This window comes from Pseudoduganella sp. UC29_71 (assembly GCF_042693265.1).
In the GTDB taxonomy this organism is placed as follows: Bacteria; Pseudomonadota; Gammaproteobacteria; order Burkholderiales; family Burkholderiaceae_D; genus Rugamonas.
This window is the reverse complement of the sequence record NZ_CP170549.1, coordinates 1,110,514-1,128,224: the sequence shown is the minus strand read 5'-3', so window position 1 is coordinate 1,128,224 and position 17,711 is coordinate 1,110,514. Positions and strand designations below refer to the sequence as shown.

At 65.1% G+C, this 17,711-nt stretch carries 17 protein-coding genes and 1 other RNA gene; 8 read left to right on the top strand and 10 right to left on the bottom strand.

From position 1 onward, the window contains the following. Nucleotides 1–40 precede the first annotated feature (40 nt). A complete protein-coding gene (locus tag ACFJI2_RS05020; RefSeq protein ID WP_377704013.1) occupies nt 41–799 on the top strand; it encodes a hypothetical protein in 759 nt (252 codons plus the stop codon). A 61-nt stretch (nt 800–860) separates the two neighbouring features. Here ACFJI2_RS05020 and ACFJI2_RS05015 read toward each other — a convergent pair whose 3' ends face one another. From ACFJI2_RS05015 to dnaX, 5 genes are read right to left on the bottom strand one after another with little or no spacing between them, the layout of a single operon-like run. Continuing rightward, a complete protein-coding gene (locus tag ACFJI2_RS05015; RefSeq protein ID WP_377704012.1) occupies nt 861–2,066 on the bottom strand; it encodes a CaiB/BaiF CoA transferase family protein in 1,206 nt (401 codons plus the stop codon). Then, nucleotides 2,063–2,653, bottom strand: coding sequence for a recombination mediator RecR (gene recR / locus ACFJI2_RS05010; RefSeq protein ID WP_107874818.1), 591 nt, complete (start codon nt 2,651–2,653; stop codon nt 2,063–2,065). Before recR ends, ACFJI2_RS05015 begins: the two co-directional genes overlap by 4 nt. Before the next feature lie 3 nt (nt 2,654–2,656). Beyond that, entirely contained in the window at nt 2,657–2,947 is a 291-nt protein-coding gene (locus ACFJI2_RS05005; RefSeq protein WP_377704011.1) for a YciI family protein, read from the bottom strand. A gap of 3 nt (nt 2,948–2,950) precedes the next feature. Further along, entirely contained in the window at nt 2,951–3,277 is a 327-nt protein-coding gene (locus ACFJI2_RS05000) for a YbaB/EbfC family nucleoid-associated protein (RefSeq protein ID WP_107874812.1), read from the bottom strand. Between the two features lie 35 nt (nt 3,278–3,312). Beyond that, the gene (dnaX, locus tag ACFJI2_RS04995) at nt 3,313–6,096 is read right to left on the bottom strand and encodes a DNA polymerase III subunit gamma/tau (RefSeq protein ID WP_377704009.1); all 2,784 of its coding nucleotides are present in this window, start codon (nt 6,094–6,096) and stop codon (nt 3,313–3,315) included. A gap of 97 nt (nt 6,097–6,193) precedes the next feature. Here dnaX and ACFJI2_RS04990 point away from each other — a divergent pair, with 97 nt between their 5' ends. After that, entirely contained in the window at nt 6,194–6,856 is a 663-nt protein-coding gene (locus ACFJI2_RS04990) for a hypothetical protein (RefSeq protein WP_377704008.1), read from the top strand. Between the two features lie 54 nt (nt 6,857–6,910). Here ACFJI2_RS04990 and ffs read toward each other — a convergent pair. Together ffs and ubiD are read right to left on the bottom strand one after the other, a co-directional pair. Further along, nucleotides 6,911–7,009, bottom strand: an RNA gene (gene ffs / locus ACFJI2_RS04985) — signal recognition particle sRNA small type. Nucleotides 7,010–7,127: 118 nt separating this feature from the next. Next, nucleotides 7,128–8,612 carry a 4-hydroxy-3-polyprenylbenzoate decarboxylase gene (ubiD, locus tag ACFJI2_RS04980; RefSeq protein ID WP_107981094.1) on the bottom strand — a complete coding sequence of 495 codons (1,485 nt, stop codon included), beginning with the start codon at nt 8,610–8,612 and terminating at the stop codon, nt 7,128–7,130. Nucleotides 8,613–9,125: 513 nt separating this feature from the next. On the opposite strand from ubiD, the gene ACFJI2_RS04975 reads away from it, so the two are divergent. Then, nucleotides 9,126–10,049, top strand: coding sequence for a transglycosylase SLT domain-containing protein (locus ACFJI2_RS04975; protein ID WP_377704007.1), 924 nt, complete (start codon nt 9,126–9,128; stop codon nt 10,047–10,049). Between the two features lie 69 nt (nt 10,050–10,118). On the opposite strand, the gene nusB is transcribed toward ACFJI2_RS04975, so the two are convergent. The 3 genes from nusB to ribBA are packed head-to-tail and all read right to left on the bottom strand — an operon-like array spanning nt 10,119 to nt 12,269. Beyond that, on the bottom strand, nt 10,119–10,589 hold the full coding sequence (gene nusB, locus ACFJI2_RS04970) for a transcription antitermination factor NusB (RefSeq protein WP_107874798.1): 471 nt from the start codon (nt 10,587–10,589) through the stop codon (nt 10,119–10,121). Nucleotides 10,590–10,619: 30 nt separating this feature from the next. Beyond that, complete coding sequence (gene ribH / locus ACFJI2_RS04965) at nt 10,620–11,114, bottom strand: 6,7-dimethyl-8-ribityllumazine synthase (RefSeq protein ID WP_107874795.1); 495 nt, start codon at nt 11,112–11,114, stop codon at nt 10,620–10,622. 45 nt (nt 11,115–11,159) lie between these two features. Continuing rightward, nucleotides 11,160–12,269, bottom strand: coding sequence for a bifunctional 3,4-dihydroxy-2-butanone-4-phosphate synthase/GTP cyclohydrolase II (gene ribBA / locus ACFJI2_RS04960; RefSeq protein ID WP_377704006.1), 1,110 nt, complete (start codon nt 12,267–12,269; stop codon nt 11,160–11,162). Nucleotides 12,270–12,445: 176 nt separating this feature from the next. On the opposite strand from ribBA, the gene ACFJI2_RS04955 reads away from it, so the two are divergent. The 5 genes from ACFJI2_RS04955 to ACFJI2_RS04935 all read left to right on the top strand — a co-directional run bounded on the left by ACFJI2_RS04955 (nt 12,446) and on the right by ACFJI2_RS04935 (nt 17,703). Continuing rightward, a complete protein-coding gene (locus ACFJI2_RS04955; RefSeq protein ID WP_107981092.1) occupies nt 12,446–13,339 on the top strand; it encodes an SMP-30/gluconolactonase/LRE family protein in 894 nt (297 codons plus the stop codon). A 179-nt stretch (nt 13,340–13,518) separates the two neighbouring features. Beyond that, on the top strand, nt 13,519–14,268 hold the full coding sequence (locus ACFJI2_RS04950; RefSeq protein ID WP_377704005.1) for a GntR family transcriptional regulator: 750 nt from the start codon (nt 13,519–13,521) through the stop codon (nt 14,266–14,268). A 19-nt stretch (nt 14,269–14,287) separates the two neighbouring features. Then, nucleotides 14,288–16,063, top strand: a complete 1,776-nt coding sequence (locus tag ACFJI2_RS04945) for a fumarate reductase/succinate dehydrogenase flavoprotein subunit (protein ID WP_377704004.1) — start codon at nt 14,288–14,290, stop codon at nt 16,061–16,063. An 8-nt stretch (nt 16,064–16,071) separates the two neighbouring features. Then, entirely contained in the window at nt 16,072–16,305 is a 234-nt protein-coding gene (locus tag ACFJI2_RS04940; protein WP_056397410.1) for a ferredoxin family protein, read from the top strand. A gap of 9 nt (nt 16,306–16,314) precedes the next feature. Then, nucleotides 16,315–17,703 (top strand): ABC transporter substrate-binding protein, encoded by a 1,389-nt coding sequence (locus tag ACFJI2_RS04935; protein ID WP_377704003.1) that lies wholly within the window; start codon nt 16,315–16,317, stop codon nt 17,701–17,703. Nucleotides 17,704–17,711: the final 8 nt, after the last annotated feature.

Genomic DNA, 17,711 nt, shown 5'->3' with positions numbered 1-17,711 from the left:
CTGAATATGCTGCCTTTCCAGGCATACTCAGGAGATCATCATGGCAATCTGGCCAAGCGCAATGCAGGTAGTGCTGGGGCTGCCTGTTATCGAGAACGTCAGCGGCAAGCTGATCGTTACCCCTGAAATCATCAACGCGGGCGGCGCCCCCATCCGGCGTTTGATGTGCCACGACATCACCCTGGGCTGCGCGCGCCGGCTGGGACCGCCGCATGGCTACCCGGTGGTGCTGGGCGACGTCGAGCGCAGCGGCGTAGCGCGCGTCACGGCGGTGTTTCCCGGCATTGGTTTGCTGCCGGGCGCGCAATACCTGCTGACGGTGCGCGGCAGCTATATCGTCGACGAGATCAGTTTTCCGCTGGCGTTGACGCGCTATGTGCAAGTACCGGCGCCGTCGTCCAGCGCCGAACAGCGCCTGCTGCGCGCGCGCGTGGCCAGCGCGGTGTGCACGGACTTCTGGAACTATGAGCTGGTCAATGAAGAAGAGGCCGGCAGCGGACTGGATATCGCCAGCTTCACCCTGAGCCTGGCGGCGCCCATCACGGTGACCGGCATTCCGCTGGGCTGGACCATGGAGACGGATTCGGTGAGTTTCGTGCGCTGGTCGGTGTTGCCGCAGGACCAGGGGACCTCCGGCCGCATCGGGCCGGGCCGTTCGCTGAGCGGTTTCCAGCTGATGAGTCCGCACACCCGCTCGGAGGCGACGCTCAGCACGCTGGGCGCCTGGGACCACGTGACCGGCCGCGCGGGGCCGGCGGTACAGGACTACGCCGTGGTGCCCTACCGCTACGGCATGTGACGGACACGCCGCGCGGCGCACGCTGCGCGGCGGCGCCCGGCCGTGCGGGTGCAAAGGGCCGCTACAGCACCCCGTCGCCGCGCAAGGCGGCGATGTCGGCGTCGCTGTAGCCCAGCGCGCGCAGCACTTCGTCGTTGTGCTGGCCCAGCGCGGGGCCGAGCCAGTTGGTGTGGCCGGGCGTGGCGGACAGCTTGGGCGAGATGGCGGGCAGCTTGACCGGCGTGCCGTCGGCGAAGTGGTGCTGCTCGAACATGCCGCGCGCCAGGAACTGCGGATCGCTCATCATGTCGCGCACTGAATAGATCTTCCCGGCCGGCACGTCGGCCGCCTTCAGCACGGCCAGCGCTTCGTCGATGGTGAGCGTGTCGCACCAGGCCTGGATGGCGCCGTCGATGTACTCGGTGCGCTGCACGCGGCCGTCGTTGCGCTCCAGCTGCGGGTCGGCCGCCATGTCGATGCGGCCCATGGCCAGCACCAGGCGCTTGAAGATGGCGTCGCCATTGCCGGCGATGACGATGTTCTCGCCATCCTTGGTGGTGTAGGTGTTGGACGGCACGATGCCCGGCAGCGAGCCGCCGGTGCGCTCGCGCACCACGCCCGCGTGGTCGAACTCCGGCACCAGCGATTCCATCAGGTTGAACACGGACTCGTACAGGGCCACGTCCACCATCTGCCCCTGGCCCGCGTCGCGGCCGCCGGTGGAGTCGCGGTGGCGCAGCGCCATCATGGCGCCGATCACGCCGTGCAGCGCGGCCACCGAGTCGCCGATGGACACGCCGACGCGCACCGGCGGCCGGTCCGCATGGCCGGACACGTAGCGCAGCCCGCCCATCGATTCGCCGATGGCGCCGAAGCCGGGCAAGTCCTTCATCGGCCCGGTCTGGCCGAAGCCGGACAGGCGCACCATGATGATGGACGGCTTGATGGCTTTGAGCTGCTCGTAGCCCAGCTCCCACTTCTCCAGCACGCCGGGGCGGTAATTCTCGACGATGATGTCCGCTTCCAGCGCCAGCTGCTTCGCAATGGCGCGGCCGCGCGCATCCTTCATGTTGAGGGTGATGCTTTTCTTGTTGCGCGACTGGACCGACCACCACAGCGAGGTGCCGTCCTTCAGCACGCGCCATTTGCGGATCGGATCGCCGTCGCCGGGCGCTTCCACCTTGATCACTTCGGCGCCGAACTCGCCCAGCATGCGGGCGCAGAACGGCCCCGCGATCAGGGTGCCGAGTTCGAGGACTTTGATGCCGTTTAATGCGCCTGGGGTCATGTCGTTCGCCTGTCCAGCATGGCGCGCGCGATGGTGCCCGCGTCCACGTATTCGAGCTCGCCGCCGACCGGCACGCCGCGCGCCAGTCGGCTCACCTTCAGTCCGCGCGCCTTCAGCATCTCGCTGATGTAGTGCGCGGTGGCTTCGCCTTCGTTGGTGAAATTGGTGGCCAGCACCACCTCGCCGACCACGCCGTCATTGGCGCGCTCGACCAGCTTTTCCAGGTGGATGTCCTTGGGGCCGATGCCGTCCAGCGGCGACAGCCTGCCCATCAGCACGAAGTACAGGCCCTTGTAGGTCAGGGTCTGCTCGATCATCATCTGGTCGGCGGGGGTCTCGACCACGCACAGCATGCGCCGGTCGCGCTGCTCGTCGCTGCAGGTGCCGCAGATCTCGTCTTCGGTGAAGGTATTGCACAGCGCGCAGTGGTGCACCGCCTCCACCGCCTGGAACAGCGCGCGCGACAGCATGGACGCGCCTTCGCGGTCGTGCTGCAGCAGGTGGTAGGCCATGCGCTGCGCCGATTTCGGGCCGACGCCCGGCAGGCGCCGCAAGGCCTCCGTGAGGAATTCCAGCGATGTCGCCATAAATCAGCCTTGCTTGAAGGCGCTCAGGATGTCGGCCGTCATGGTCGGCACGAATTCGGTGATGGCGTAGCTGGCGGCGCCGGCTTCGTTGAAGGGATCGAGTTCGATCACCGCTTCGATGTCGGCGCGGCTGTCCGCCGTGGCGATGATGATGCCGCCGGTGCGCGGCACCATGCGGCCCGACATGAGGAACATGCCGTTGTCATACTGCTCGCGCAGGTACTCGCGGTGCGCGGCCAGGAGCGCATCGATCTCCTCGGCCGGTTTCAAATACGTGAGCGTAATGATGAACATGGCTTAGAAAGGCATCTTGAAGCCGGCCGGCAGGTTCATGCCGGCGGTCAAGCCAGCCATTTTCTCGGCGGAGGTGGCTTCGGCCTTGCGCACGGCATCGTTGAAGGCGGCGGCCACCAGGTCTTCCAGCATGTCCTTGTCGTCGGCCAGCAGCGACGGATCGATGGACACGCGCTTGACGTCGTTCTTGCAGGTCATCACGACTTTCACCAGGCCGGCGCCGGACTGGCCTTCGACTTCGATCGACCCCAGGGCTTCCTGGGCTTTTTTCATGTTGTCCTGCATTGCTTGCGCCTGCTTCATCAGGCCAGCCAGTTGGTTTTTCATCATGGTGATGTTCTCCGTATCAGATTCAGAAGTATAAATTAATGCGCGGGCGGCGCCGGCGGCGGCACGATGGAACCGGGCACCACGAAGGCGCCGAACTCGCGGATCATGCTTTGGATAAACGGGTCGTTGGCCACGGTTTCCTCGGCGGCGCGCTGCACCGCTTCACGGTGCGCCTGCGCTTCGGCGCTGGCGGTATACCACGTCGGGCCGAGTTCGGTTTCCACGCGCACCGGGCGGCCGAAGCGTTCCGTCAGCGCGGCGGCCAGTTTCTCTACATTGGGCGGGGTACGCCAGGTTTCAATTGGCACGCGGATGTTGAATACCGCGCTGTGGGTGCCGTCCGGCACGCAGGTGATCAGTTCGGCCTGCGTGGCCAGTTGCTGGGCCACGCCGCGCAACGGCAGGCGGGCCGACAGCGCGGGCCAGTTGCCGTCCCAGTCCAGTTCGGGGATCGGCGTGATGACGTAGGCATGCGGCGCCTTGGCCGGAGCCGGCGCGGGACGCGGCGCGAACGTTGGCTGCTGGGCCTGCTGGGCCTGCTGGCCATGCTGGCCATGCTGGGCTTGCTGTCCATGCTGAGGCTGGTGGCCTTGCTGGGCCTGGTGTGCATAGTCGTGCGGTGCGGCGTCGGCTTGGCCGGCGGCCGGCATGGCGCTGTCGTCGGAAAATTCAGTGACCCAGGGCGGCAGGTCGTCCTCAGCGGCCGCCTGCCGCGGAGCGGGCACGGCCTGGGCAGGCTGCGGCGCCGGACGCGGTGCGGCGTATTGCTGTGGCGCAGGCTGGACGGCAGCTTGCCGCGCCTGCTGAACCGGCGCTTCCATGACGGCCGCGCCCATCGATGGACGGCCGTCATCCCACGGCGCCGCAGCCTGCGCGCGCGGCGCCGAAGCGGCAGGCGCGTCATCCCACGGTGCAGACGACTGCGCGCGTGACGCTGCAGTGGCGGGGACATCGTCCCAGGGTGCCGACGGCTGCGCGCGCGGGGCTACGCCGGATGGGGCATCGTACGGTGCAGCCGTCTGCGCGCGCGGCGCCGAAGCGGCAGGCGCGTCATCCCACGGCGCGGACGCTGGCGCACGCGGCGATGGGGCAGCCTGCGGCGCGGATTCCGCCGGCGCATCTTCCCACGGCGCAGGCGCACGCGCCGGGGCCGAAGGGGCGGCGTTTTGCACAGGTGCGGGAGCGGCGGGCGCAGGTTCCGGGGCAGCGGCTGGCGCGCCCGGCGTCAACGTTGGGCGGCTGCTGACCGGTTTTTGGCCGGAGGCTGCGCGGGCAGCTTCCAGCGCGGCCTGGATCGCAGCACGGGCTGGACTAAGCGGCGCTGCGGATGACGGCGCCGCGGCCGGTGCCGGTGCCGGGACAGGTACGGCGGCGGCTGGTGCGGGAGTATGCGCCTGCGCTGGTGCGGGAGTGTGCGCCTGCACTGGTGCGGGCGACGGAGCCGGCGTTGGCATCGCCGTCGGCGCAGGCGCCGCAGGACGGACAGCCGGCGCGGCAGCTTCGGCGCGCGCCATCGCGGCGGCGCCAGCCACCACGGAAGGCGGCGGCACGGACAAATGGCTGGCCGCCGACACCGAAGCGGCGCGCGCAGGCGCCCCACCCTGCTGAGCGTTAGCGGCGGCGCCCACATTCAATCCCGCCGCAGCGGCAGCCGCGCGGGCAGCGCCCGGGCCGCGCGCTACGGCCGGCGCGGCTGACGGTACACCCTCGGCGCCACCGACGCCGGGGCGAAAGGCAAGCATGCGCAGCAGGGTCATGGAGAACCCCGCGTATTCATCCGGCGCCAGGCCCAGCTCATTGCGCCCGTGAACGGCAATCTGGTAATACAACTGCACCTCTTCCGCGTCGAACGCCGCAGCCAGGCGCACGATGTCCGCGTACTCCGGCAGATCGGACGGCACAGCCGACGGCACCGTCTGCGCCAGCGCGATCCGGTGCAGCAAGGTGCCCAGGTCCTGCAAGGCGCCGTTGTACGACAGGCTGCGTGTGGCCATTTCATCGGCCACGGCCAGCAGGTCCGCACCGTCCTGCGCCGCCAGCGCATCGAGCAGGCGGATCAGATAAGACTGGTCCAGCGCGCCCAGCATGCCCTGCACTGCCTCCAGCGTCACTTCGCCGGCGGCGTAAGCGATAGCCTGGTCGGTCAGCGACAGCGCGTCGCGCATGGAACCGTGCGCGCCCTGCGCCAGCAGGCGCAGCGCCGGCTGCTCAAACGTGATGCCCTCCTGGCCGAGGATGTTGTCCAGGTGGCTGATGATGTGGCCCGGCGGCATCTGCTTCAGGTTGAACTGCAGGCAGCGCGACAGCACGGTCACGGGAATCTTTTGCGGATCGGTGGTCGCCAGGATGAACTTCACGTGCTCCGGCGGCTCCTCCAGCGTCTTCAGCATCGAGTTGAAGGCGTGGTTGGTCAGCATGTGCACCTCGTCGATCATATAGACCTTGAAGCGCGCATTCGACGGCGCGTACACCGCCTGCTCCAGCAACTGCGCCATTTCATCGACGCCGCGGTTCGACGCCGCATCCATCTCTATATAGTCGACGAAGCGGCCGCCGTCGATGGCGGTGCAGGCTTCGCACACGCCGCACGGGGTGGCCGTGATGCCGCCGCTGCCGTCCGGGCCGACGCAATTGAGCGATTTGGCCAGGATGCGCGACAGCGTGGTCTTGCCGACGCCCCGCGTGCCGGTGAATAAATAAGCATGGTGCAGGCGGCCACTGTGCAGCGCGTGCGTGAGCGCGCGCACGACGTGCTCTTGGCCGACGAGCGTTTCAAAGTTCCGGGGACGGTATTTGCGGGCGAGGACTTGATAGGACATGGCAGGGATTTTACCGTAGATAGCAGGTGCTGCGGTCAACATTAGACGTTGCACATGACTTCGCTTACACTCTTGCTTTCCTTTTAACAATTGAAAAATGAAAAAACTCGCTATTGCCCTGCTGTGCGCCCTGCCCCTGCTCGCTTGCGCCGAAGAGCGCGAATGGGCGCCGTACAAAAAAATCATCGAAACGGTGAAGCTGGATAAATTCTACAGCCTGCCCGCCGCCGAGCGCGACAAGCTGAAAGTGTATGCCCGCTTCACGCCGGTGAACAAGGCCATCGCGCCAGGCAGCCTGAAGCTCACCGTGGTGCACGCGGACGGCAAATCGCCGCTGGTGCTGGACGAACAGGGGCGCACGGTAATCGTGCCGACCGAGAAATGGATCGCCGAAGACGCGAAAATCTGGACCAACCAGCCCAAGGGCGAAAAAGCCGGCATCGGCTTCGACCTGGTAGCCGTGGTGCCGGAAACGGCGCAATGGAACTACGCCAGCGTGATGGGCAGCGTACCGCAGGCCAACGCCGCCATCGACAAGGTAGCCGGTGCGCTAAGCCTGTTTGCGCCGACCATGAAAGTGGTGATCTTCAAATTCCGCAAGCCGGCGCAATTGACCGTGCAAGCCAAGGGCGGCGAAAAGCGCTACGCCACCGACGCCAAGCACCAGATCAAGCTCAAGCTGGACAAGGCGCTGCTGGCGGAAAACCCGCTGGTGACGGTCAGCGAGCCGCCGTACGAGGCGGAAGTGGACGGCGAATAAAACCGCCGGGCGAAAAAAAAGCTGCGTCAGCAGCTTTTTACTTCTCAGATCTAAAGAGGCGAGCCTGATCTGCGGCACTTGCGGTGAATAGCTGTGGCTGCTTCGTTCCCGACCTGACCAGGTTGGCCATGCCGCAATGCGCAGGGGCCCGCCGACAGCAATTATACCCGCTCTATCGAATTCTGCCTAATCCCCTCCCCAAAAGCGGGCTGAGCCGCATTCGGGGTCAGACCCCGAATGCGGCTCAGTCCGGCAAGCTTACAGTCCCGGCTTATAGCCCGAGCTCTTGCCAGATCTGGTCGACGCGGGTTTTCACTTCGGGGGTCATCACGATGGTGGTGCCCCATTCGCGCGTGGTTTCGCCCGGCCATTTGTTGGTGGCGTCGATGCCCATCTTGCTGCCCAGGCCGCTTACCGGGGAGGCGAAGTCTAGGTAGTCGATCGGCGTGTGGTCCACCAGCGTGGTGTCGCGGGTCGGGTCGACGCGGGTGGTGATGGCCCAGATGACTTCGTTCCAGTCGCGGATGTTGACGTCTTCGTCCACCACCACGATGAACTTGGTATACATGAACTGGCGCAGGAAGCTCCATACGCCCATCATCACGCGCTTGGCGTGGCCGGCGTATTGCTTGCGGATCTGCACCACTGCCATGCGGTAGCTGCAGCCTTCGGCCGGCAGGTGGAAGTCGGTAATCTCGCTGAACTGCTTTTGCAGCAGCGGCACGAACACTTCGTTCAGCGCCAGGCCCAGCATGGCCGGCTCGTCCGGCGGCTTGCCTGTGTAGGTGGAGTGATAGATAGGGTCGCGCCGCATGGTGATGCGGTCGATGGTGAACACGGGGAAGCTATCCTGCTCATTATAGTAGCCGGTGTGGTCGCCATACGGCCCTTCCAGCGCGTGCTCGTAGCCGCTCGGGTGGTTCTGGTCCGGGTAGATATGCCCTTCCAGCACGATCTCGGCCGAGGCCGGCACGCGCAGCTCGCTGCCGATGGCTTTGACCAGCTCGGTGCGGCTGCCGCGCAGCAGGCCGGCGAACTGGTATTCGGACAGCGTGTCCGGCACCGGCGTCACCGCGCCCAGGATGGTGGCCGGGTCGGCGCCCAGCGCCACGGCGATCGGGTAAGGCTTGCCCTTGCTCTGGATGGCGTGCTCGCGGAAGTCCAGCGCGCCGCCGCGGTGCGCCAGCCAGCGCATGATGACCTTGTTCGGCCCCAGCACCTGCTGGCGGTAGATGCCCAGGTTCTGGCGCTTCTTGTTGGGTCCCTTGGTGATGACCAGGCCCCAGGTGATCAGCGGCGCCACGTCGCCCGGCCAGCAATGCTGGATCGGCAGGCGTGACAGGTCCACGTCATTGCCCTCCCACACGATTTCCTGGCACGGCGCGCCCTTCATCTCTTTCGGCGACATGTCCCACACGGCTTTGACCAGCGAACCCATGTCCATCAAATCCTTGAAGCCCTTGGGCGGTTCCGGCTCTTTCAGGCGCGCCAGCACGTGGCCGATCTTGCGCAGTTCGCTGGTGTCCTGGGCACCCATGCCGAGCGCCACGCGGCGTTGGGTGCCGAACAGATTGCCCAGCACGGGCATGCTGTGGCCGGTCGGATTCTGGAACAGCAGAGCCGGTCCGCCAGCCCGCAAAACGCGGTCGCAGACCTCGGTCATCTCCAAATGGGGGGAAACTGCTGCCAAAACAGGCTTAAGCTCGCCCATTTTTTGCAGTTGGGCAATAAAATCGCGCAAATCGGAATATTTCATACTTTTTTACTTTTTTTTCGCTTCGGACGGGCTGGACGAGGTTTTTCGGTCAAGTGGTTGATTTTATTGGTTTTTGCTGCTTTGCAAGGCAAAAAGCTAGATTCATAAGTTATAAAGATCGCTCGCGTTAGTATTGACGTGATATAAAACGGCTTCTACAATTTGCCTACTTGAAGAGGACATGGTCACTTAGCCAACTTTATCACCGCTAAAACCAGTTGCTCATTCATTCACGGAGTCGGGGCTCCACATGACATTTTAAGGAGTGTTTTCAAAAGGCGTCTGCCTTACCCCCGAAAAAAGTTGTATTGCGACTGTTTACATATAGGCCTCCAGCATACGCTCCAGGCAGTAACAGCTCAGGCAAGCAATGATGGCGTTCGGTGCGCGCCCACGGCGGCTACGAACGAATGATATTTCTGATGCACGGCATTGGCACATCGATACGACCGCGTATGCATATTTGCGCGCGGCAGGGATGCGCTCGTTACGGACATTTCAGGGGAGTTCTGAATGACTAATCGTTTTACCTCGGTAGCCGATGCTACCCGTCAGCTGGCGCGTGCCGCTGCTGACCTGGCCCGTTCGCGCGTCACCGCGCGCAGCGTGCTGACCACCGCCCAACACACTTTGACCGTTTTCGGCGTGAGCGCCCTGGTCATGATCGCCGTCCTGTTTGTCCGCCCGGACGTCGCCCAGGCGCTGAGCAAAAGCCTGCTGCCGCAACCGGAAGCCGTCGCCACCGTTACCGCGCCGGCCCTGCATGAACTGATGGAAGCCCCTGCCGGCGGCGCCACCGCCACCGCTGCGGCCGACGCCGCACCGCTGACGGCCGAGGAAAAAGCCATCATGGGCACCCGCAAGCAGCAGGAATGGGTGACCTCCTGGCTGTCCAAGCGCTACCGCGTGGCGGGCGACGCCACCAATATGCTGGTCTCCACCGCCTACCTGACGGCGCGCGAAATCAAGCTGGACCCGCTGCTGATCCTGGCCGTGATGGCGATTGAGTCGGGCCTGAACCCGTTCGCCGAGAGCCCGATGGGCGCCCAGGGCCTGATGCAGGTGATGTCCAAGATCCACCATGAGAAGTTCCAGGACATGGGCGGCGTGCAGGCGGCGCTGAACCCGGTAGCCAACATCCGTGTCGGCTCGCTGATCCTGAAAGACTACGTGACCCGCGGCGGTTCCGTGGAAGCCGGCCTGAAGACCTACGTGGGCGCCGCCGCCTTCGAGACCGACGACGGCTACGGTTCGCGCGTGCTGGCCGAATACAGGCGCCTGAAGCAGGTTTCCGCGGGCAAGAAGGTCCCCACCACCACGCCGGTGATGGCAGCCGCTCCATCGCCTGCCAAGCAGGTTGAAACGGCCGTGGCGGCCAACACCGCCCCCGTGACCGCTGCAGCCAAGCTGCCGGATGCCCAGCTGGCCGGCCTGTAGTTTCCCTTCCGCCCATTAAAAAAGCCGCTTGCGCGGCTTTTTTTACGTCTATTGCAGGTCTGTGGCAGATTAACGCTTCTTGTCGTTCTCGACTTCTTCCGGACGGATCTTGCCGGCCAGCTTGTCCAGCACGCCGTTCACATACTTGTGGCCGTCGATGCCGCCGAAGGACTTGGTCAGCTCCACCGCTTCGTTGATGACGACGCGGTAAGGGATTTCCAGGTTGTTCTTCAGCTCGTAGGCGCCGATCAGCAGCACGGCGTGCTCGACCGGAGACAGTTCGGCCACGCCGCGGTCCACCAGCGGCGCGAAGCTCGCGCGCAGCTCTTCCGATTCCTTGATGGCGCCGTACAGCAGGTTGGTGAAGTGCTCGGCGTCGGCCTTGTCGAAGCCGTGCGCGGCGCGGATGTGGTTGACGACGGTTTTCGCGTCTTCATTGTTCAGCAGCCACTGGTACAGGCCCTGCAGCGCGAACTCGCGCGCGCGGTGGCGCGGCGTGCGGTTCTTGCTCGGGTTGGCGTGCGTAGAGTTGTCGGTCATGATTTCCTGCCTGTTCTTATTAAGTACTGATTATTCTTCTTCGTCGTAGCCGCCGTCTTGCTGGAGTTCTTCCAGCGCGATCGACAGATTGGCCATTTCCACGGCCACGCGGGCGGCGTCCGCACCTTTGACGGCCATGCGCACTTCGGCTTGTTCGTCGTTTTCGGTGGTCAGCACGGCGTTGGCGATCGGGATGCCGAAGTCCAGGCCGATGCGGGTGATGCCCGCGCCCGATTCGTTCGACACCAGCTCGAAGTGGTAGGTTTCGCCGCGGATGATGGCGCCCAGCGCGATCAGCGCGTCGAACTGCTGCGATTCGGCCAGCTTTTGCAGCACGAAGGGAATCTCCAGCGCGCCCGGCACGGTCACGTGCAGCACGTCCTCATCGGCAACGCCCAGGTGCTTCAGCTCGGCCAGGCAGGCCGACAGCAGCCCGTGGCAGACGTCTTCGTTGAAACGCGCTTGAACGATACCGACGCGCAAGCCGTCGCCGGACAGATTGGTTTCGTAGCTTCCTACGGTCATGGCATGCCTCTTTTCTGTATGTATATAAATGTGGGGTGAACGGGATTACGCGGCCGGCTTGGCAACGTAGCCCGTGACTTCGAGGTCGAAACCTGCCATGGAAGGCATTTTACGCGGGCTGGCCAGCAGCTTCATCTGGCGCACGCCAACCGCGCGCAGGATCTGCGCGCCGATACCGTAGTCGCGCAGGCCCATGCTGGCGGCGCGGCCTTGCGGCTTGGCGTCCTTGCCCAGCGCGTCGAACTGGCTGAACAGCTGTTCGGCCGTCTCTTCGCAGTTCAGCAGCACGATCACGCCCTGCTCGGCCGCTTTCACCGCCTGCATCGAGGACGAGATGTTCCACGAGTGGGTGGTCGCTTCCGACTCCAGCAAGTCCAGGATGGACACCGGCTGGTGCACGCGCACCAGCGACTCCCTGCCGGCGGCCATGTCGCCATGCACCAGCGCCAGGTGGGCCGAGCCGGTCGGCGTGTCGCGGAAGGCGATCATGCGGAAGTCGCCGTGGACGGTCTTCAGCGGACGCTCGGCCACGCGCTGCACGATGCATTCGTTCTGGCTGCGGTAGTGGATCAGGTCGGCGATGGTGCCGATCTTCAGGCCGTGTTCCTTGGCGAACTCCAGCAGGTCCGGCAGGCGCGCCATGGTGCCGTCGTCCTTGACGATTTCGCAGATCACGGACGCCGGGGTCAGGCCGGCCATCGCGGTCAGGTCGCAGCCGGCTTCGGTATGGCCGGCGCGCATCAGCACGCCGCCCTTCTGGGCCTTGAGCGGGAAAATGTGGCCAGGCTGCACGATATCCATCGGCACGGCGTTCTTGGCCACGGCCACCTGGATGGTCTTGGCGCGGTCGGCTGCCGAGATGCCGGTGGTCACGCCTTCGGCCGCTTCGATCGACACCGTGAAGTTGGTGCCGAAGGAGGTGCCGTTGCGGGCCGTCATCATGGACAGGTCCAGCTGCTTGCAGCGCTCTTCGGTCAGGGTCAGGCAGACCAGGCCGCGCGCATATTTGATCATGAAATTGATCGCTTCCGGCGTGACGAAGTCCGCCGCGAGCACCAGGTCGCCCTCGTTTTCCCGGTCTTCTTCGTCGACCAGGATCACCATGCGGCCAGCGCGCAACTCGGCGACGATTTCTTCGGTGCTGGAAATAGACATTTCAAATCCTTCGGTTCAGGTTTCTTTAACCCTCTATTTTAAAGGATTTGGAGAAACTAATCTGGAACTCCGCCTCGATTCCCTTTGTCAGCCTTGAATTGATACCGGTGGTAGCGCAACACAGGACCCCGCTTTTCAGGTAAGGTATTGCGTCCACCACTCACCAAATAGCGACCGTGACCGCACACAACACCGACCTCGCGCCCCGCCTGATCTGGCAGCTGGGCGCCGAACTGGGCGAAGGCCCGCTGTGGCTGCCCGAACAGCAGCGCCTGTATTTCGTCAATCTGAAGGGCTGCACGCTGCACGCGCTGGACGCCGACGGCAGCCAGCACAGCTGGAAGCTGCCCACCTTCATCTGCTGGATCGTGCCGCGCCAGGACGGCGACGGCTTCATGGCGGGCTTGCGCGACGGCGTGGTGCGCCTGTGGCTGGAGCCGGCGCTGCGCTTCGAGTACGTGGAGCGTCCCACCGAAGGCAAGGCCGGCGTGCGCCTGAACGACGCCAAGGCCGATCCGCAAGGCCGCCTGTGGTTCGGCAGCATGAACGCGGCCGACGTGCACAGGCCGGACGGCCAGCTGTTCCGCCTCGCCGTGAACGGCGAGCTGACGGTGGCGCAGGACGGCGTCCACATCTGCAACGGTCCGGCCTTCAGCCTGGACGGCAGCGTGATGTACCACAGCGACAGCCTGCTGAACCGCACCTACGCCTACGACGTGGCGGCCGACGGCAGCCTGGGTCCGGCCCGCCTGTGGCGCCAGTTCGGCGACGGCGAAGGTTCGCCGGACGGCATGACGGTCGATACCGAAGGCTGCGTGTGGATTGCGCAATGGGGCGGCAGCCGCGTGTGCCGCTACAGCGCGGACGGCGAACTGCTGGCCACCATCGCCATGCCGGTGTCGCAGCCTGCCTCCGTCGTGTTCGGCGGGCCTGACCTGAAGACGCTGTATATCACCACCGCCTGGGAAGGCATGAGCGACGCGCAACGCGCCGCCGAACCGCTGGCCGGTTCGCTGTTTGCCGTCCAGCTGGACGTGGGCGGCGTGCCGCCGGCGCGCTACGGCAAATAATCACTGTGATTCGGCGGGTTAGGCGCGCAGCGCCGTAACCCGCCAAGCTCGCCCACCGCATAAGCTTACTCCCCGCCCCCGCATAAACTAACGCAATCTTATTCGTTCCACAACGCGAAGCGCGTGGCTAGACTCGGTTATTCCAGGTACTCATAACCTGTCATAACAGGTCAGCCGCCATGCCGAGCAACAGCTTCCACCCGATCACCCTATCGCCCGTTCCGCTCCACACCCAGATCCGCGAACGCCTGCGCGAGCGCATCCTTGACGGCAGCTACCCTGCCCACGCGCAGCTGCCCGCCGAGAGCGAGTTGGGCAGCATCTTCGGCGTCAGCCGCATCACCGTGCGCCAGGCGCTGGGCGACCTGCAGAAGGAAGGCATGATCTTCAAGGTGCCCGGCAAAGGCACCTTCGTCTCCAAGCCCAAGGCCTTCCAGGAACTGACGCAGCTGGAGGGCTTCGCCGAAGCCATGTCGCGCATGGGCTATGAAATCTACAACCAGGTCATCAGCCACAAGACGCTGCCCGCGCCCGCCAAGGCCGCCCAAAAACTCGGCCTGCCCAAGGACCAGCCGGTGTGCGAGATCAAGCGCATCCGGCACCTGAACCGCGAGCCGCTGTCGCTGGAAGTGACCTATCTGCCGGAGGACATCGGCGAGCGCCTGCGCCGGGAAGACCTGGCCGGGCGCGACATTTTCCTGATCCTGGAGAACGACTACGGCATCGCCCTCGGCCGCGCCGACCTGCAGATCGAAGCCACGCTGGCCGACGCCGCGCTGGCGCACGCGCTGCGCGTGGCCGAAGGCAGCGCCGTGCTGCGCATGGAGCGCCTGACGCACACGGCGGCCGGCGCTCCCCTGGACTTCGAGTACCTGTACTTCCGCGGCGACGCATTCCAGTACCGCATGCAAATCGCCCGCCGCACCTAAACACTATCAGGGAGCACACATGGAAACCCATATTCAAACAGTCGACGTACTGGTGATCGGTGGCGGCACTGCCGGACCGATGGCCGCTGTCAAGGCCAAGGAAGCCAATCCCGCGCTGCGCGTGCTGCTGCTGGAGAAGGCCAACGTCAAGCGCAGCGGCGCCATTTCGATGGGCATGGACGGCTTGAACAACGCCGTGGTGCCCGGCTTCGCCACGCCCGAGCAGTACGTGAAGGAGATCACCACGGCCAACGACGGCATCGTCAACCAGGCCACCGTGATGGCCTACGCGCAGAACAGCTATCCGATGATCGAGGAGCTGGACCGCTGGGGCGTGAAGTTCGAGAAGGACGAAAACGGCGACTACGCCATGCGCAAGGTGCACCACATGGGCACTTACGTGCTGCCGATGCCCGAGGGCCACGACATCAAGAAGGTGCTGTACCGGCGCCTGAAGCGCACCCGCGTGGAGATCACCAACCGCCTGGTGGCGACGCGCCTGCTGACGGCGGACGACGGCAGCATCGCCGGCGCCATGGCCTTCGACTGCCGCAGCGGCGACTTCCACGTGATCCGCGCCAAGACCGTGGTGCTGTCCACCGGCGCGGCCGGCCGCCTCGGCCTGCCTGCCTCCGGCTACCTGTTCGGCACCTACGAGAACCCGACCAACGCCGGCGACGGCTACAGCATGGCCTACCACGCGGGCGCTGAGCTGAGCGGCATCGAGTGCTTCCAGATCAACCCCTTGATCAAGGATTACAACGGCCCGGCCTGCGCCTACGTGACCGGCCCGTTCGGCGGCTACACCACCAACGCCAAGGGCGAGCGCTTCATCGAGTGCGACTACTGGAGCGGCCAGATGATGCAGGAGTTCTACAACGAGCTGCAAGGCGGGAACGGGCCGGTGTTCCTGAAGCTGGACCACCTGGCCGAGGAAACCATCAGCACCATCGAGGAGATCCTGCACACCAACGAGCGCCCGAGCCGGGGCCGCTTCCATGAAGGGCGCGGCACCGACTACCGCCAGCAGATGGTCGAGATGCATATCTCCGAAATCGGCTTGTGCAGCGGGCATTCCGCCTCCGGTGTGTGGGTCAACGAACATGCCGAGACCACGGTGGCGGGCCTGTACGCGGCCGGCGACCTGGCCTGCGTGCCGCACAACTACATGCTGGGCGCCTTCGTGTACGGCAAGCTGGCCGGCGAGAGCGCGGCGCGCTACTGCGCCGAACACGAACTGGCCGGTGTGGATGAGGCGCAGGTGGCGGCGGAACGCGAGCGCGTGTGGGCGCCGCTGCACCGCAAGGACGGCCTGCCGCCGTCGCAGGTGGAGTACAAGCTGCGCCGCATGGTGAACGACTACCTGCAGCCGCCCAAGGTGACGCGCAAGATGGAGCTGGGCCTGCAGCGCTTCGAGGCCATCCGTGCGGACCTGGACCGCATCACCGCCGCCGGCCCGCATGAGCTGATGCGCGCCATGGAAGTGCATTTCATCCGCGATTGCGCAGAGCTGGCGGCGCGCGCTTCGCTGTACCGCACCGAGAGCCGCTGGGGCCTGTACCACAACCGCGTGGACTACCCGGAGCGCAACGACCAGGACTGGTACGTGCACGTGCAGGTGAAGAAAGTGAACGGCGAGATGACGTGCTTCAAGCGCCCCATCGCGCCCTATATCGTGCCGCTGGACGAGCAGGAGAGGTCCGCCTACCAGCGCCTGCGCGTGCGCAGCGGCACGCACGCCGACGCGGCCGGCGTCGCCGATACCGCGCCCGCCGCCGAACCGATTGCCGCCTGAGGAGCCTTATGACCATCGCCTTTACCCCATCCAGCGTCCCCGTGCGCGTAGACGACGAGCTATGCATCGCCCACAAGGGCTGCACCGTGTGCGTGGACGTGTGCCCGCTCGACGTGCTGGCCATCGACATCGTGAAAGGCAAAGCCTACATGAAGTTCGACGAGTGCTGGTACTGCATGCCATGCGAAAAAGACTGCCCCACCGGCGCCGTCACTGTCGATATCCCTTACCTGCTACGTTAGGAGAACACCATGCATCAAAAACTGATCGCGCTGCTGTTGACGGCGCTCGTTGGCGGCGCGGCCAATGCCGAAACCATCCGCGTAGCCATCGGCACGCAAGACACCACCATCAACTGCGCTACCGGCGGCCTGCTGATCCGCGAACTGAAGCTGCTGGAAAAGTTCCTGCCGCGCGACGGCAAGTACAAGGACGCGCAGTACGACATCCAGTGGAAGAACTTTACCTCGGGCGCGCCGCTGACCAATGAAATGGTGGCGGGCAAACTGGATCTGGGCTCGATGGCCGACTTCCCCGGCTCCTTCAACGGCGCGGCCTTCCAGAAGGCGGGCAAGCAGAGCCAGTTCATCACCGTGCTGTCCGGCAGCACGCAGGGCAGCGGCAATGGCATCGTGGTGCCGAAGGCATCCGGCGTGCAGTCGCTGGCTGAACTGAAGGGCAAGACCATCTCGGTGCCGTTCGCGTCCACCGCGCACGGCATGCTGCTGCGCGCCGTGAAGGCTCAGGGCTGGGACCCGGAGCGCGACGTGACCATCGTGACGCAGGCGCCGGAAGTGGCCGGCTCGGCGCTGCAGGCCAACAAGATCGAAGCGCACGCGGACTTCGTGCCCTTCGCCGAACTGTTCCCGCACCGCGGCTATGCGCGCAAGATCTACGACGGATCGCAGGCCGGCGCGCCGACGCTGCACGGCAGCCTGGTGGACACGGAGTTTGCGAAGAAGTACCCGGAGATCGTGGTGGCTTACCTGCGCGCCGCCATCGAAGCGGAGCGGCTGATCGCGGCCGAGCCGGAGAAGTACAGCGAGCTGATTGCGAAGGTGACCGGCATCGAGGCCGAGGTGAACTACCTGTTCCACGGCCCGCTCGGCTTGCAGACGCGGGACTTCACCTGGAAGCCGGAGTACCGCCAGGCGGTGCAGACGTCCATCGACACGCTGCGCCTGATGAAGCGCACCGACGCGGACCTGAACGTGAACAGCTTTATCAACGACCAGTATCTGCGCACCGCCTTCAAGCAGGCCGGCATCGACTATGAGGCGCGCCTGAAGAACTACGCCCGCCAGCCGCTCGCCGCGAAGGACGCCGCCAGCGGCAAGGCCATCACGGACTTCAAGCGCGTGGCCCAGCTGTGGGTGCAGGGCGAGCCGCTGGTGCGCAGCTACGCCTCCACCGAGACGGCGTTCAGCGAGCTGGCAAAGCTGGAGAAGGCCGGCAAGAAGGTGCGCGTGATGTATGCCCATGACCGCAACAGCGGCCTGAAACTGCTGGCCGAGGACGCGTGGTACGTCAGCGCAAAGAAGGAAATCAGCAGTTTCCTGCTGAAGGACGCGGCTGAAGCGTGGGCAAAACAGAATGGCGGCAAGGTATTGGACTACAACGCCGCCAAGAGCGCGATCTGAGGACCACC